At 61.2% G+C, this 13719-nt stretch carries 13 protein-coding genes and 1 pseudogene; 4 read left to right on the plus strand and 10 right to left on the minus strand.

Going from position 1 to position 13719, the window contains the following annotated elements; genetic code table 11:
* Positions 1 to 121: 121 nt before the first annotated feature.
* Entirely contained in the window at positions 122 to 658 is a 537-nt protein-coding gene (ppa, locus tag IVB40_RS00425) for an inorganic diphosphatase (RefSeq protein ID WP_027566324.1), read from the minus strand.
* A 177-nt stretch (positions 659 to 835) separates the two neighbouring features.
* Entirely contained in the window at positions 836 to 1345 is a 510-nt protein-coding gene (locus IVB40_RS00430; RefSeq protein ID WP_007598725.1) for a GNAT family N-acetyltransferase, read from the minus strand.
* 262 nt (positions 1346 to 1607) lie between these two features.
* Between IVB40_RS00430 and IVB40_RS00435 the strand changes: the two genes are divergently transcribed.
* From IVB40_RS00435 to IVB40_RS00450, 4 genes and pseudogenes are all read left to right on the plus strand, one after another.
* Positions 1608 to 2507 carry an alpha/beta fold hydrolase gene (locus IVB40_RS00435; RefSeq protein ID WP_247817814.1) on the plus strand — a complete coding sequence of 300 codons (900 nt, stop codon included), beginning with the start codon at positions 1608 to 1610 and terminating at the stop codon, positions 2505 to 2507.
* Positions 2504 to 2971: pseudogene (locus IVB40_RS00440) on the plus strand (DUF2269 domain-containing protein). Before IVB40_RS00435 ends, IVB40_RS00440 begins: the two are co-directional and overlap by 4 nt.
* Before the next feature lie 8 nt (positions 2972 to 2979).
* On the plus strand, positions 2980 to 4299 hold the full coding sequence (locus IVB40_RS00445; protein WP_247817815.1) for an SDR family oxidoreductase: 1320 nt from the start codon (positions 2980 to 2982) through the stop codon (positions 4297 to 4299).
* A complete protein-coding gene (locus IVB40_RS00450; protein WP_247817816.1) occupies positions 4299 to 4706 on the plus strand; it encodes a DCC1-like thiol-disulfide oxidoreductase family protein in 408 nt (135 codons plus the stop codon). The genes IVB40_RS00445 and IVB40_RS00450 overlap by 1 nt, the downstream gene beginning before the upstream one ends.
* Before the next feature lie 7 nt (positions 4707 to 4713).
* On the opposite strand, the gene IVB40_RS00455 is transcribed toward IVB40_RS00450, so the two are convergent.
* The 8 genes from IVB40_RS00455 to IVB40_RS00490 all read right to left on the minus strand — a co-directional run bounded on the left by IVB40_RS00455 (position 4714) and on the right by IVB40_RS00490 (position 13648).
* Positions 4714 to 5946, minus strand: coding sequence for a type II restriction endonuclease (locus IVB40_RS00455; RefSeq protein ID WP_247817817.1), 1233 nt, complete (start codon positions 5944 to 5946; stop codon positions 4714 to 4716).
* Entirely contained in the window at positions 5943 to 6404 is a 462-nt protein-coding gene (locus tag IVB40_RS00460) for a very short patch repair endonuclease (RefSeq protein ID WP_346283272.1), read from the minus strand. The genes IVB40_RS00455 and IVB40_RS00460 overlap by 4 nt, the downstream gene beginning before the upstream one ends.
* A complete protein-coding gene (gene dcm / locus IVB40_RS00465; protein ID WP_247817818.1) occupies positions 6397 to 7659 on the minus strand; it encodes a DNA (cytosine-5-)-methyltransferase in 1263 nt (420 codons plus the stop codon). Before dcm ends, IVB40_RS00460 begins: the two co-directional genes overlap by 8 nt.
* A 94-nt stretch (positions 7660 to 7753) precedes the next feature.
* The gene (locus tag IVB40_RS00470) at positions 7754 to 8998 is read right to left on the minus strand and encodes an NAD(P)/FAD-dependent oxidoreductase (protein ID WP_247817819.1); all 1245 of its coding nucleotides are present in this window, start codon (positions 8996 to 8998) and stop codon (positions 7754 to 7756) included.
* A 173-nt stretch (positions 8999 to 9171) separates the two neighbouring features.
* Entirely contained in the window at positions 9172 to 10998 is a 1827-nt protein-coding gene (gene typA / locus IVB40_RS00475) for a translational GTPase TypA (RefSeq protein ID WP_007598731.1), read from the minus strand.
* A 256-nt stretch (positions 10999 to 11254) separates the two neighbouring features.
* Entirely contained in the window at positions 11255 to 11524 is a 270-nt protein-coding gene (locus IVB40_RS00480; RefSeq protein WP_247357300.1) for a hypothetical protein, read from the minus strand.
* Positions 11521 to 12951: a radical SAM protein gene (locus IVB40_RS00485; RefSeq protein WP_247817820.1), complete on the minus strand. Its 1431-nt coding sequence runs from the start codon at positions 12949 to 12951 to the stop codon at positions 11521 to 11523. The genes IVB40_RS00480 and IVB40_RS00485 overlap by 4 nt, the downstream gene beginning before the upstream one ends.
* The gene (locus IVB40_RS00490) at positions 12932 to 13648 is read right to left on the minus strand and encodes a prolipoprotein diacylglyceryl transferase family protein (RefSeq protein ID WP_247817821.1); all 717 of its coding nucleotides are present in this window, start codon (positions 13646 to 13648) and stop codon (positions 12932 to 12934) included. Before IVB40_RS00490 ends, IVB40_RS00485 begins: the two co-directional genes overlap by 20 nt.
* Positions 13649 to 13719 lie beyond the last annotated feature (71 nt).

Consider the following 13719-nt stretch of genomic DNA (forward strand, 5'->3'; position numbering starts at 1 on the left):
GCCACTCTCGTGTCCCGGACGCAGCGCAGTGCGATACTGAGCCGGGGCCCAGTACGGTGGCGCCATGATCCCGGCTCAGCGTCGCGTCATTTCATGCCGCGCTGCGTCCGGAACACAAGACCTACCCGTTCTTCTTCTTCTCGCGATCTATGCCTTCGAGAATCAGCTTGTGCGCATCCTCGGGGCCGCCCCAGCGCAGGATCTTCACCCACTTGCCGGGTTCGAGATCCTTGTAGTGCTCGAAGAAGTGCTGGATCTGCTGGAGCGTGATGTCCGGCAGGTCGGAATACGATTTCACCTTGTCGTAGCGCTGGGTGAGCTTGGACGAGGGCACCGCCAAGATCTTCTCGTCGCCACCGGCTTCGTCTTCCATGAACAGCACGCCGACCGGGCGCACGCTCATGACCGCGCCTGGGATAATGGCGCGGGTGTTGATGATGAGGACGTCGCAGGGATCGCCGTCATCGGACAGCGTGTGCGGAATGAAGCCGTAGTTTCCGGGGTAACGCATCGGAGTGTAGAGGAAGCGGTCGACCACCAGCGTGCCGGCTTCCTTGTCCATCTCGTATTTGATCGGTTCGCCGCCCACGGGGACTTCGATGATGACGTTGATGTCGTGGGGGACGTTTTTCCCGATCGAGATCGCATCGATACGCATTCAAGGCTCCGTTGTTGCCGAGGTTAAATCGCACCCGGCAGCGATTTTGGCGCTGTCATACGCGGGCTTGGCCCGCTGATCCATCGCGTTTTTGTGAAATAATGAATCCGGCGATCACCGGCTCAAAAGGCAGCGGTATCGACGGAAGGGAAATGCTGCCGGCCGGACTTCAGCAGCTCAATTGGTCCAAGCGAAGGCAACCTTGTCGAGCGACTTCGGCCCGAAACGCTCCGAGGAGCGTGCCACCATGCGGCCGCCCAAGGCGCGGTAGAACTCGGTGGCCGGATCGTTGTCCGAGAGCGCCCACACCACCATGCTCTTCAGGCCGCTCTGCATCAGGTCGCGGCGAGCCGCGGTGAACAGGCGGCGGCCGAAGCCCAGCCCCTGGAATTCGGGACGCAGATAGAGCTCGTAGACCTCGCCGTCGAAATGCAGGCTGCGGGCGCGGTTGCGGCCGTAATTGGCGTAGCCCGCGATCTTGTCGCCGAACACCAGCACGCTGACGCGGCTGCCCTTGCGGATCGCGCTGTCCCACCATTGCGGACCGCGGCGGTTGATCAGCTTTTCCAGTTCGGCGCCGGGAATGATGCCCTGATAGGCGGAGCGCCAGGCTTCGTCATGGGTGGACGCCACCGCAGTTGCATCTGCGGCTTTGGCCGGCCGGACCTCGATCAGGGTTGTGCTCATGGACGTGATCAAACCAAGTCGCCGCGCCGGCGGCAAGACCTATCCTTAATTATCGGTTAACCTGTGGACTTTCTGCATCAGTATTTGAACCATGTTGTACCGAAAAAAGACAAGACGCCGATTCGAATGGCACCGGGGTGCTCTGCGTCGGTGCAAAACTGCTTTGCGGCAACGAATGAACGGCAATGGCAACGCAGAAAGTCTGCCGATATTGATTCGTTCCTACTAGTCTAACTGTCGCTGTTCTCGCCTCCGGCCATTCATGCGGCTCCTCAACATTCTCGTGCTCCTGGCTCTGTTGGCCTTGCTGACTGCGCCGCCTGTGTGCGCTCAGGTCATTTTTGGTTCGTCCGGAGCGGAGGGCGATCCGTTTCGCCGTCAGCAATGGCATGTGCCGTCGCCGGATACCGACATCGCCGCTCATGCCTTGCTGTTTCGCCCGCCGGGTGCCGGCCCGTTCCGGCTTGCGGTGATCGCGCATGCTTCGACGCAAAATGGGTTGCGGCGCGCGCAAATGTCTCAGCCGGAATACCGCGCGCTCGCTGCGTTCCTCATCGCGCGCGGCTTCGCCGTGCTGGTGCCGGAACGGCTCGGCCATGGCGTAACAGGCGGCCGTTATGTCGAGGACCAGGGTGGCTGCGACGAGGCGGACTATGTGCGCTCGGGCCGCGCAACGGCCGACGAAATCGCGCTCGCGCTGGACTATGTGCGAAAGCAGGATTTTATCCGCAAGGACGCAGCAATCGTGATCGGCCATTCCGCCGGCGGTTGGGGCGCGCTGGCGCTCGCGAATGCCGATCCGAAGGCGGTCTCTGCCATAATCGCCTTTGCGCCGGGGCGCGGCGGCCATGCCAACGACGAGCCGAACCGGATCTGCGCGCCGCATACGCTTCTCGCCGCGGCGGCTGAATTCGGCAAGGCCGCGCGCATCCCGGTCACGTGGCTCGTCGCCGCCAATGACAGCTACTTTGCACCGGCATTTTCGCTTGCGTTGGTAGATGCGTTTCGCGGCGGCGGTGGCAAGGTCGACTTCCGGACGACGCCGGCCGTCGGTAGCGAGGGCCACTGGATGATCGAAACTGAGGCCGGCGTCAAAGCCGCGAGTGCCGAGCTTGCGCGTGGGTTGAACCTGCCCAAGCCCGTGGTGACCAAGAAGCCATGACGCTGTATTTCCTCATCAAATATCTGCATGTGCTCGGAGCTATCGTCATCCTCGGCACCGGAACCGGTATTGCCTTCTTCATGCTGATGGCACATCGCACGAACGACGTGGCGTTCATCGCCCGCACCGCTTCGGTAGTCGTGATCGCCGACGCGATCTTCACGTTGTCCGCCGTGATCCTCTAGCCGGTCACGGGCGGCCTGCTGATGATGCTCTCGGCAACGTCGGTCACCGAGCGCTGGCTGCTCGCCTCCCTTGCGCTCTATGCAATTGCTGGCTTGTTCTGGATTCCCGTGATTTTCATGCAGATCGAGATGCGCGATCTCGCGCGGAAGGCCGTCGAGCAGCGTGGCGCGCTTCCGGAGCGCTATTTCGTCCTTTTTCGCCGCTGGTTCGCGTTCGGTTTCCCCGGCTTCGGCGCCACGATGCTGATCCTCTGGCTGATGATCGCAAAACCGTTTTGAGGAACGTCATGAGCCAGCCAACCATTCTCGTGCTCGGCGCCTCAGGCCTGATCGGCCGCTACGTCACCGACGATCTTCGCGCGCAGGGATTTCGCGTGATCGGGGTGGCGCGCAGCCTGTCGCCCGCCCAGAAGATGTGCGCGCTGGACATAGATCTGCCGATCCTCTCCCTCGATGCCGCGGCTCTGGCGCACCTCCTCGGCGAGTACGCGGTCGATGTCGTCGTGAACTGCCTCGGTGTGCTCCAGGACGGACCCGGCAGCGACACCAACGCGGTGCATCGGGATCTCGTCGCACGATTGCTTCAGGCGATTGGCGGCAGCGGCCGTGCGATCCGGTTGGTGCACATCTCGATTCCCGGGACCGCGGGCGAGGATCGAACCGCGTTCGCAACAACGAAGCGTGACGCCGAACGCTTGATCGCGGCTTCCGGCCTTCCCCACGCCATCCTGCGGCCCGGTTTCGTGGTCGCGCCGTCGGCCTATGGCGGCAGCGCGATGCTCCGCGCGCTTGCGGCCTCCCCGCTCGACCTGCCGGAGAAGGAGATGGCGACGCCCTTCCAGCCCGTTGCTGTCGAGGATATTTCCGCCACCATTGCCTGGCTTGCCGCGCGCGATATCGACGACGCATCGGTGAAGGCCGTGAACTGGGACCTGATGCAGCTCGAACCGATCACAATGGCTGGCGTCATCGAGCAGTTTCGTATCGCGTTCGGCACGGTCGGCTGGCTGCGCGTCGCGATGCCGTCCTTCATGCTCGATCTCGGCGCGAAAGGCGGCGACGTCGCCAGCTATCTTGGCTGGATGCCGCCGATGCGCTCCACGGCCATCGCCGAGCTGCGCCGCGGCGTGAGCGGCGATCCCTCGGCATGGATCGCCGCCACGGGCATCGTGCCGAAATCACTGGCTCAGACGGTCGGCCGCCACCCCGCCACGATCCAGGATAAGTGGTTCGCGCGGCTGTTTTTGGTGAAGACGCTGATCTTCGCGAGCCTTGTCGCGTTCTGGTGCGTCTCCGGCTGCATCGCGCTGTTCGTGTCCTATCGCGCCGCCGCCGGGATCCTGACTGCGCACAACTTTCCGTCGGCGCTGGTCGATCCCATCACCATCGGCACCAGCCTGATGGATATGAGCCTTGGCGTGCTGATTGCCGTCCGTCGCACCGCTGCGATCGGACTTGTTGGGGGCATCCTGGCTTCGCTGGGCTATATGTTTGGTGCCGCGATCCTGACGCCGGACCTTTGGATCGAGCCGCTCGGCGCATTGGTGAAGACTGGGCCGGCGATCGTGCTGATGCTTGTCGCGCTTTTGATGTTGGACAATCGCTGATGTCAAATTGGCCTGACGACGACGTGATCCTGTTCGACGGCGTCTGCATTTTTTGCTCGCGCTGGGTCCGCTTCGTCGCCGCGCGCGATACGGGGAAGAGGTTTCGCTTCACGCCGATCCAGTCGGACTATGGCGCCCGGCTCGCACGCACGTTCGGCATCGATCCGGATGATCCCGACACCAATGCCGTGGTTCATGGCGGCGCGGTGTTCATGAAATCCGACGCTGCGCTGACGGTGCTGTCGCAGCTCCCCGGCTGGGGCTGGGTGCGTGCGTTGTTCGCCGTGCCCAAAGCGTTGCGCGACCCGGTCTACAACCTCGTCGCGCGCAACCGCTACCGCATTTTTGGGAAGTATGATTCGTGTTTTGTGCCTGATGCCGACTTGCGGGCGCGGGTGATCGAGTAGGAAGTGGTCAGCGTTGGATCTTCTCTACAAGAGCCACAAACTCTTGCAGGTCCAAAAGGCTTCTTTGTTGAGTCGGCTTGTACGTTTCGTGAAGCTTCTTTGGCAAGACGAGTTGCAACGATTTGGTGCGCATTTCGGATGTTTGATTCTCCGAAATTCCAGGCTCTAACGTCAAGAGATGCTTCGTCTTGATCCGGTTAGCTTCAGCTAACACTTGACGCCATCGATCCTTGCAAGTCGATTTCGCGCCGAGCATTACAAGGCGACCTTCTGAAAACGCCGACGAATTGTATTCCTTCGCCCCCGGAAACAGGAAATCAGGTTTATTGTTATTTTCGGTTCGCGCCCCTCTCTCGAACCTTAGCTTGCGGGCAGAAAAAATTGCGGCGAGATGATGCTCAAGAGCCGATCCGGCGCGTGACTTGCGGCGGTTCTGGACGCTCAGGGAAAATTTAATGAAGCCTTCAACGTCGGCCTTCTTGCTGAGCATAAAACCGTTGGCCAGCCTTTTCGAGACAATGTGCCGCTCTAGGGTGCGAAACAACCTTTCCTCAAATTCGATCCATGTCATGAGTGCGTGATCAGGATCGTCTCTAACACTTGTCTCGGGAGCATGCTTCCTTGCAAACTCAGAGAAGATGCCGGTTGCGGGGAATTCTGCACCAAATTTCTTTAGGAGCGCTTCGAGCCACTCATCCTCAGTAACGATAGCTTCGATTTCGATGAGCTCAAGAATATAGCGAGCCGTGAAAGAAAGTTCCTGACCGCGCTCTCGGCGAAAGTCCCGCTTATTGTCATCAAAACGGTCCCCGGTTGCACGCAGGCCGAATAGCCAAAAGAGTTGCTGCTCAATCGCGCTGCCCGCGGTGCAACTCATCGCAAGCAGTGGGCCAGATTTTGGCTTGCAGAAAAACAGTGTGTCGCCAGCGCGTGCCTTCCGAACGACTTCTTCGGCGGCCGCCGGATAGTATAATCGATATTCAGGCTCCCTACGGGGTTGGTTCTTTCGACTATTGTACCATGTGCCGTCGAGTTCGAGTCGGAGCGGTAACTCGTCATCTTCAAGTCGGATATAAGTAACGTCGATCTTCTTCTTGGTCTCGGGTGAACCAAGGAATTCGCGGAAAGCGTCAACGCCCTGATACTCGTGACCCCGCGACGTGTTGGGATCGACCTCGGTTGCGGCCAGTGTCTTGGCGGCAACTCCTATGAAATACTCCGAGAGATATCCCCGTTTCATCTTTTCGGAATCCCGCGCAACTCAGTTGAGCGCCGATTTGAGCGAAGCCAACTTGAACATCTGTCAAAGAGCAAATGGATTGGAATAGCCCCACGTCCCTTCAGGCTGCATTCCCAAATAACGCAACAACGCCAGCCGGCTTCCTTGAGGGCAACGAGGGCTTTGTGATCGACCTCCCGATTGCGGTTGATCTTCTTGCGCCAGAAATCTTTACGTGTCGTCGGCCATCTAAATAAGTGACAATCATGGCCGTGCCAGAAGCAACCGTGGACGAAGATTGCGGCCCGATATTTGGGAAAGACAAGGTCTGGCTTACCTGGCAGGCGCTTGTCGTGCAAGACGTAGCGGAACGACCTTGCATGTAGCCCTCGCCGGATGATTAATTCAGGCTTCGTATTCTTCCCTCGGATGCCTGCCATCATCCGGCTTCGGACCTCAGCCGATACGACGTCAGCCATAGACAAAGGCTCGGTCAGGCTCCATGGCAAAGGGTAGTTCGGGTTGTTTTGCTGATTTCCTGGCGCCGCGGGTTTCGACAGCGGTCAGAATATGTGGCTTCATCAACTCTGCGACCGAGGCCACAACTGGAACAACGACCGCATTTCCGAACTGCCTGTAGGCCTGCGTGTCTGAGACGGGGATACGGAAATCCGATCCGTCCATATGTCGAAAACCCATAAGCCTGGCACATTCGCGAGGCGTCAGGCGTCGTGGCCTCTTGCCCGGCTGTGCGATCAGAACTTCCGATCCATCCTTGAAGTATCGAGCCGAAAGTGTGCGGGCTACGTCGTCAGGGCCAAACAGGCTGTAACCAAAGCCGTTGCCTTTGGCTGCATGCTTGTCTTTGTAGTCCTTCAGGTAATTCCAGAGGTGGGCCGTCAGCGTATATTTCGGATCGACGCTTTCGTGAGAATCCAGAATTGATCCAAGCTTCGGGCTGCTTTCCGGAACAACGAGGCGATCGAAATCGAAGCTACTTTCCTTCTTGAACCCTACGATGAAAATTCGCTCGCGCTTTTGTGGGACCCATGGCGCCGAATTGATCACGCGATGATGAATCTCGTAACCAAGCTCGTTGCGTAGAACGTTGATGATGGTAGCGAATGTCCGTCCCTTGTCATGTCGCTGGAGGTTTTTCACGTTCTCCAGCAGGAATGCAGAGGGTTGATGATGGGCGATAATTTGCGCGAGATCGAAAAACAACGTGCCTTGCGTGTCGCAGAGAAATCCGTGAGGTCGCCCGAGCGCGTTTTTCTTCGAGACGCCTGCAATCGAAAAAGGCTGGCAGGGAAAGCCTGCAAGAAGAACATCATGCGCAGGGATCATCGAAGGATCTTTCGAGTATTCCCTGATGTCCCCGGCAATCGGATGGTCGTTCCCGAAGTTCTCGCGATAGGTAGCTTGCGAATATTTATCCCACTCGGACGTGAAAACGCACTGTCCGCCGATAGCATCGAAGCCAATTCTCAGGCCCCCAATGCCAGCAAATAAATCGATAAATCGGAAGGCAGCTGGCTTGAGGCGCTTCTCGGGTATTCGGGCCAAATGCTCTTGGAGCCATTTGATAGCAATCGGAGACGGCCGTGAGTCACCGCTCTCATATCGAATGACAGTGCGCTCTGTAACGCCCAAAAGATTGGCAGCTTCGGAGCGCGACAACCCCGTTTTCAGCCGAAGGGCTTCGAATTCGACCGAGTGGGGCGAGCGGGTCATATGAGAACTTTCGCTGGGACAAGAATTGACAAGTTGTCCTTGATTCTTCCCAGGAAGCATAATTGTTCATGGTATGTTCCGTCAAGCCAAGTCGCTAAGGCGTCGCCGTCCCTAACACTTCCCTCGCCGCCCGCTCCCCTGAATCCCGTGCCCCATGCGCCGTCGAGAAAAAGTTCGGCGATGTCGCTTCTCCCGCAAAGAACAGCCGTCCGTCCACCGGTGCCGCCAGCACGGCGCGGTCGCCGGCGTGGCCCGGCAGCGCGTGCGAGTAGGAGCCTCTCGCGAACGGGTCGTGCGCCCAGCGCGACTCGCAGAGCGGCTTCAGCTTTCGCCTGATGTCGTTGCCGAGCAAGCCTGCGATCTCCTCGATGCTTTGCGCGGCAATGGCGCCGTCGCCCGCGTCTTCCAGTTCGCGTGCAAAGCTGCCGCCGAAAAAGCCTTCGATGCAGGGCTGGCCGAACGGGCGGATATGATAGGTGCCCATGTCGGTGCGCATCGTGGCGCCGCGCAAATTACCTTCCTTCGGGAAGGCTTCGGCCTCCTCGAGCGCCAACGTCACCTTGTCGTCGACCCCGAGCGGCAGGCCGGCCGCGGCATCGACCTTGGCGGGGAGAGGTGGCGAGAAGCGGATGGCCTCATTGGCGATAAGATTGGTCGGCACGGTGACGATCACCTTGTCCGCGGTCAGCGTGCCCTGCGATGTCTCGATGCGGATGCGCTTGTCCGAATGATCGATCAGCGTGACGTTGCAGTTCAGCGCAATCGGGCATGGCGCGCCATAGGCCGCGATCAGAGCGCCGTAGCCGCGGCGGACGCGCCAGTTGAGGTCACTGTCCTCATAGGCGTCCCAGTCCAGCGTCGACATGTCCTTCAGTTCGCAACCGTTGATGTAGGTCGAGATCGCGTCGATCATGGGATTCCAGCGATTGCCGGGTTCCAGGCTCAAGCTCGCGGGGACGTCCTTGCCCTTCTGGGCGGCCTTCCACAGCCGCTCATAGAAGGCGTCCATTGCGCGCATGAAATCATCGCGCTCGGCTTTCGGAAACGCATTGCCATAGGCGCGCTCGCGCCAGGGCGGGAGGTCCTTGTTGACCTCGAAATCGAGCTGCTTTGCAATCGCGACAAAGGAGTTGTTGTCTGCCGAGTGCAGCCACCCGCAGCCGACGTCGAAGGTGACTTCGGGCGAGGCCTGCACCGTCCAGGCCCTGCCGCCGAGCCTGTTACGCGCCTCGAGCACGATCACGGAGAGGCCGGAGCCTGCCAGTGCATGCGCCGCGCCGAGGCCGGCGGCGCCCGCACCGATGATCGCGACGTCAACGGATGAGGGAAGGGAACTCATGCGCGGGCTCTAGCACGTTCGCGAAGAGTGCTGAAGCCGCCCCAAGCACAGCTGTCATCACCCGCGCAGGCGGGTGATCCAGTATTCCAGAGACATTTGTGGTCGAACCGATGAGCCGCGGCGTACTGGATGCCCCGGTCGAGCCGGGGCATGACAGAGTTGCGAGCGGTAGCTTAAGCCACCGCTTCCTTGGACTTTTCCGCGCGCTTGCGCTCGTTCGGGTCGAGGTGGCGCTTGCGCAGGCGGATCGACTTCGGCGTGATCTCGACCAGCTCGTCGTCCTCGATATAGGCCAGCGCCTTTTCGAGCGTCATGCGGATCGGCGGGGTCAGGCGCACCGCTTCATCCTTCGACGTGGTTCGGATGTTGGTGAGCTGCTTGCCCTTGAGCACGTTGATCTCGAGATCGTTGTCGCGGGTATGCTCGCCGACGATCATGCCCTTGTAGACCTTCCAGCCCGGCTCGATCATCATCGGGCCGCGATCTTCCAGCTTGAACATCGCGTAAGCCACCGCCTCGCCCTGATCGTTGGAGATCAGCACGCCGTTGCGGCGGCCCTGGATCTCGCCCTTGTACGGCGCGTAGCCGTGGAACAGGCGGTTCATGATCGCGGTGCCGCGGGTGTCGGTGAGCAGTTCGCCCTGATAGCCGATCAGGCCGCGGGTCGGCGCGTAGAACACCAGGCGCAAACGGTTGCCGCCGGACGGCTTCATCTCGATCAGCTCGGACTTGCGCTCGCTCATCTTCTGCACGACGACGCCGGAATGCTCCTCGTCGACGTCGATGACGACTTCCTCGATCGGCTCCAGGGTGGCGCCGGTGGCCTCGTCCTTCTGCAGCACGACGCGCGGACGCGACACCGAAAGCTCGAAGCCTTCGCGGCGCATGGTCTCGATCAGGATCGCGAGCTGCAATTCGCCGCGGCCCGAAACTTCCATCGCGTCCTTGTCGGAGGCTTCGACGACCCGCAGCGCAACGTTGCCCTCGGACTCGCGCAACAGGCGGTCGCGGATCATGCGGCTGGTCACCTTGTCGCCTTCGGTGCCGGCGAGCGGCGAGTTGTTGACGATGAAGGACATCGACACGGTCGGCGGGTCGATCGGCTGCGCCACGAGCGGGGTGTCGACCGACGGATCGCAGAAGGTGTCGGCGACGGTGCCCTTGGTCAGGCCGGCGATCGCAACGATGTCGCCTGCCTCGGCTTCGTCGAGCGGGGTGCGCTCGATGCCGCGGAAGGCGAGGATCTTGGTGATGCGGCCGGTCTCGATGGTCTTGCCGTCGGCGCCCAGCACCTTCACGGCCTGGTTCGGCTTGATCGAACCGGAAGAGATGCGGCCGGTGATGATGCGGCCGAGATAGGGGTTGGCTTCCAGAATGGTGCCGATCATGCGGAACGGGCCTTCCTCGACGGTCGGCGGCGCGACATGGCGCACGATCAGGTCGAACAGCGGCTGCATGCCGGCTTCGTGCGACCCGTCCGGGCTCTCGGCCATCCAGCCCTGCTTGGCCGACCCATAGAGGATCGGGAAGTCGAGCTGCTCCTCGCTGGCGTCGAGCGCCGCGAACAGGTCGAACACCTCGTTGATGACTTCGGTCGCCCGCGCGTCGGGACGGTCAACCTTGTTGATCACGACGATCGGCTTCAAACCGACCTTGAGCGCCTTGGAGACCACGAATTTGGTCTGCGGCAGCGGGCCTTCGGCGGCGTCGACCAGCACCAGCGCGCCGTCCACCATGTTGAGGATGCGCTCGACCTCACCGCCGAAATCGGCGTGGCCGGGGGTGTCGACGATGTTGATGCGAGTGTCCTTCCACTGCACCGAGGCCGCCTTGGCCAGGATGGTGATGCCGCGCTCGCGCTCCAGATCGTTGGAGTCCATGGCGCGCTCGGTCACCTTCTGGTTCTCGCGATAGGTGCCGGATTGCTGGAGAAGGCGGTCGACGAGCGTTGTCTTGCCGTGGTCGACGTGGGCGATGATGGCGATGTTGCGAAGGTTCATGAGTGAGCTTCTTTGCGGTCGGACAATGGGTTAAGCGCGATCTCGCCGGTCAGACCGGGACCTCTTCTCGAAACAACGCTTGAAGACTGGAAACGGGGCGCTTTCCGCCCAAAAGGGAAAGCCCGGCATATCGACCGGGCACCCTACGCGTTGCGGCGCAATATAGGCAAAAACGGCCAAAAAACAATGTGTTCTTTGGCCGTTGGTTGATTGAATTTTGTCCGGGGATTCCCGGGGGTTAGGCGAAAAGCCGGGCTCAGCCGCGCCGGCCCTTGATGGCGGCCCAGATCAGGGCGACCCCGCCCAGCCCCACGACCAGGCCCAGGAACACTAGGGGCGCGACGTCGGAATCGATCCGGCCTCTGTCGGATATGGAGATTCCGCCGAACAGGAGTGCACAGGCGCCGGGCAGCAGCAGGATGATCCCGAAGATCGCCATGAGCGCGGTCAGGCAGCCGCTGCGCTTGTTCGGCGGAGCAGGAGGCGGTCCCGGCGGGGCTGGCGGCGGCGTGTCGCTGATGCTCATGCCTGCAGGGCTCCTTCGGTTGACTGCGCCGCCAGCTCGGCGCGGATGCCGTCGATCTTTCCGTTTCGGTAGAACAGATTGTAGGTGTCGAACGGGATGATCGCGCCGTTCTCGGTGACGAAATGGATGCAGCTGCGCTTGACGTTGCCGACGCAGAAATTGAAGCGGTCGAGAAACTGCACGATGGTGACGCGGAATACGTTCTCGTAAGTGATGCCCTGCGGCACCTCGAAGCTCGGCAGGCAGCACAGCAATTCGCAGACGCGCTCGCTCGTGTTCAGCGGTCCCGAGGACAGCGAAAACAGGTCGATGAATTTCTCCCTCAGCGCCGGATGCTTCTCCGGGCTTATCGTATTGGGCAACAATGCGACGAGCTGCTCCTGTGGGATCAGCGAGGTCAGCGGCAGCACTTTCTCGCCGTTGCGCAGGCCATAACCGATCGAGATGCTTTCGGGGTTGCAGGGCAGCGGGATCATGTCCTTGTCGCCGAATACGCCGGTTTCGACCACGCGTTTCCGAATCTCCGACAGCGTGATGCGGTCGGTGTTCTTGTCGAAATTCTCGTTGCGGCCGGCATCCTGCACCGGCTGCAGCGTGACGCCGCGCACGCATTTCCAGGTCAGCGCGTGGCGAACGATGTCGCCGATCTCGGCATCGTTGACGCCGCGCTTGATGGTCGCGACCAGCGTGGTCGACACGCCGTAATGCTCGAGATTTTCCAGCGCCTGCTGGCGGATCTTGCGCAAATCCGCGCCGCGCAGATTGATCAAAGCGTCGCGTTCGAGCGAGTCGAACTGGAGATAGACCTCGAGCCCGCGCTTGTTCTCGGCGAGCCGCGCCACGAAATCCTTTTCGCGGGCGATACGCAGGCCGTTGGTGTTGATCATGACATGGCGGATCGGGCGCGCGCGCACCGCATCGAGGATCGCGAAGAAGTCCGGATGCAGCGTCGGCTCGCCGCCGGAGATCTGCACCAGGTCAGGTTCGCCTTCGCTCGCGACCAACGCGTCCAGCATTCGCTCGATCTTGGGCAGCGGCGTGAAGCTGGTCCGCGCCGGCGAGGAATCGGCAAAGCACACCGGGCAGGTCAGATTGCAATGCTCGGTGATCTCGATCAGCGCCAGGCAGGAATGCTGCTCGTGGTCGGGGCACAGGCCGCAATCATAGGGGCAGCCGAATTCGGTATGCCGTTGAAACGCCAGCGGCCGGTCGCCGGGCTTGATGAAATCCTTGCACCGGCGCCAATAGGCTGCGTCCGTCGACACAAGCGTGGACTGGACGCCATGCTCCTTGCAGCGCTTCTCGTACCAGACCTCGTTGTCGAGGATCTGGATCTTGGCCGGCACCAGCTTCAGGCAGGTCTCGCAGAGAGATTGGGTCTGGCCCCAGAAGATATAGGGGCGCGACTTACGCAACGGCGCGTTCATGCATGGGTCTCGCTTTGGGCGCCGTCGCCAGCATGACGACGGCGTAGAGCAGGATGGAGAGCGACAGCAGGTGGAACAGCGTGAAGGGGCCGATCAGCGTGCCGTAGGGCTTGAGGAATTCCCACAGGAAGCGCTGTGCACCATAGTAGACGAGGACGAGGTAGAAACCATTGGTGATCACAAACGCGCTCCGGTTCAAGACCGCCAGCACGTAGAGCAGCGCGAACACCCCCATCGCGACGCTTTCGTAGAGCTGCACGGGATGCCTAAGGATGCCGTCGCCGAAATCGTGGCCCCAGGGCCATGCCGTCGGCGTGCCGTAGGTGAAATCGTCGAGGCCCGCGAAATAGCAGCCGAGCCGGCCGATCGCGATGCCGATCGCCAGCGGCAGCGCAAAACGGGCGCCGGTTCGGACGGTGATCCCTGCGGACCATTTGTAGAGCTCGATCGCCACGATGCCCCCGGCGAGTGCACCTTCCACGGAGCGCGCGATGCCGCTCTGGCCCGACAGCCACAGATTGGCGGAGCCGAACAGATAGGCGCCGAGGCCTGCACCGAACACCAAAGCGGCGAGGTAGGACCGTTCGAAGGATTGCGTCGGAAACTGCAAGCCCTGTCGCGACAGCCAGTAGAGCGCCCCGGCCGCAGCCAGCCATGCTGCCACGTCGAAGAGAGTGTGAAGGAAAGCCCCGCTCATGCGGGGACATTAGCCCAGGTTCCCGCCCGGCGGGATAGTGCGGCCCCTTCTTATCCCCGAAGAGGAGCGAG

It is taken from the genome of Bradyrhizobium sp. 40 (genome assembly GCF_023100925.1).
Classification (GTDB): domain Bacteria; phylum Pseudomonadota; class Alphaproteobacteria; order Rhizobiales; family Xanthobacteraceae; genus Bradyrhizobium.

Excerpts from the sequence above, each read along its gene's own strand:
- ppa (WP_027566324.1), bottom strand. The coding sequence starts at position 658 with ATGCGTATCGATGCGATCTCGATCGGGAAAAACGTCCCCCACGACATC.
- IVB40_RS00430 (WP_007598725.1), bottom strand. The coding sequence starts at position 1,345 with ATGAGCACAACCCTGATCGAGGTCCGGCCGGCCAAAGCCGCAGATGCA.
- IVB40_RS00435 (WP_247817814.1), top strand. The coding sequence starts at position 1,608 with ATGCGGCTCCTCAACATTCTCGTGCTCCTGGCTCTGTTGGCCTTGCTG.
- IVB40_RS00445 (WP_247817815.1), top strand. The coding sequence starts at position 2,980 with ATGAGCCAGCCAACCATTCTCGTGCTCGGCGCCTCAGGCCTGATCGGC.
- IVB40_RS00450 (WP_247817816.1), top strand. The coding sequence starts at position 4,299 with ATGTCAAATTGGCCTGACGACGACGTGATCCTGTTCGACGGCGTCTGC.
- IVB40_RS00455 (WP_247817817.1), bottom strand. The coding sequence starts at position 5,946 with ATGAAACGGGGATATCTCTCGGAGTATTTCATAGGAGTTGCCGCCAAG.
- IVB40_RS00460 (WP_346283272.1), bottom strand. The coding sequence starts at position 6,404 with ATGGCTGACGTCGTATCGGCTGAGGTCCGAAGCCGGATGATGGCAGGC.
- dcm (WP_247817818.1), bottom strand. The coding sequence starts at position 7,659 with ATGACCCGCTCGCCCCACTCGGTCGAATTCGAAGCCCTTCGGCTGAAA.
- IVB40_RS00470 (WP_247817819.1), bottom strand. The coding sequence starts at position 8,998 with ATGAGTTCCCTTCCCTCATCCGTTGACGTCGCGATCATCGGTGCGGGC.
- typA (WP_007598731.1), bottom strand. The coding sequence starts at position 10,998 with ATGAACCTTCGCAACATCGCCATCATCGCCCACGTCGACCACGGCAAG.
- IVB40_RS00480 (WP_247357300.1), bottom strand. The coding sequence starts at position 11,524 with ATGAGCATCAGCGACACGCCGCCGCCAGCCCCGCCGGGACCGCCTCCT.
- IVB40_RS00485 (WP_247817820.1), bottom strand. The coding sequence starts at position 12,951 with ATGAACGCGCCGTTGCGTAAGTCGCGCCCCTATATCTTCTGGGGCCAG.
- IVB40_RS00490 (WP_247817821.1), bottom strand. The coding sequence starts at position 13,648 with ATGAGCGGGGCTTTCCTTCACACTCTCTTCGACGTGGCAGCATGGCTG.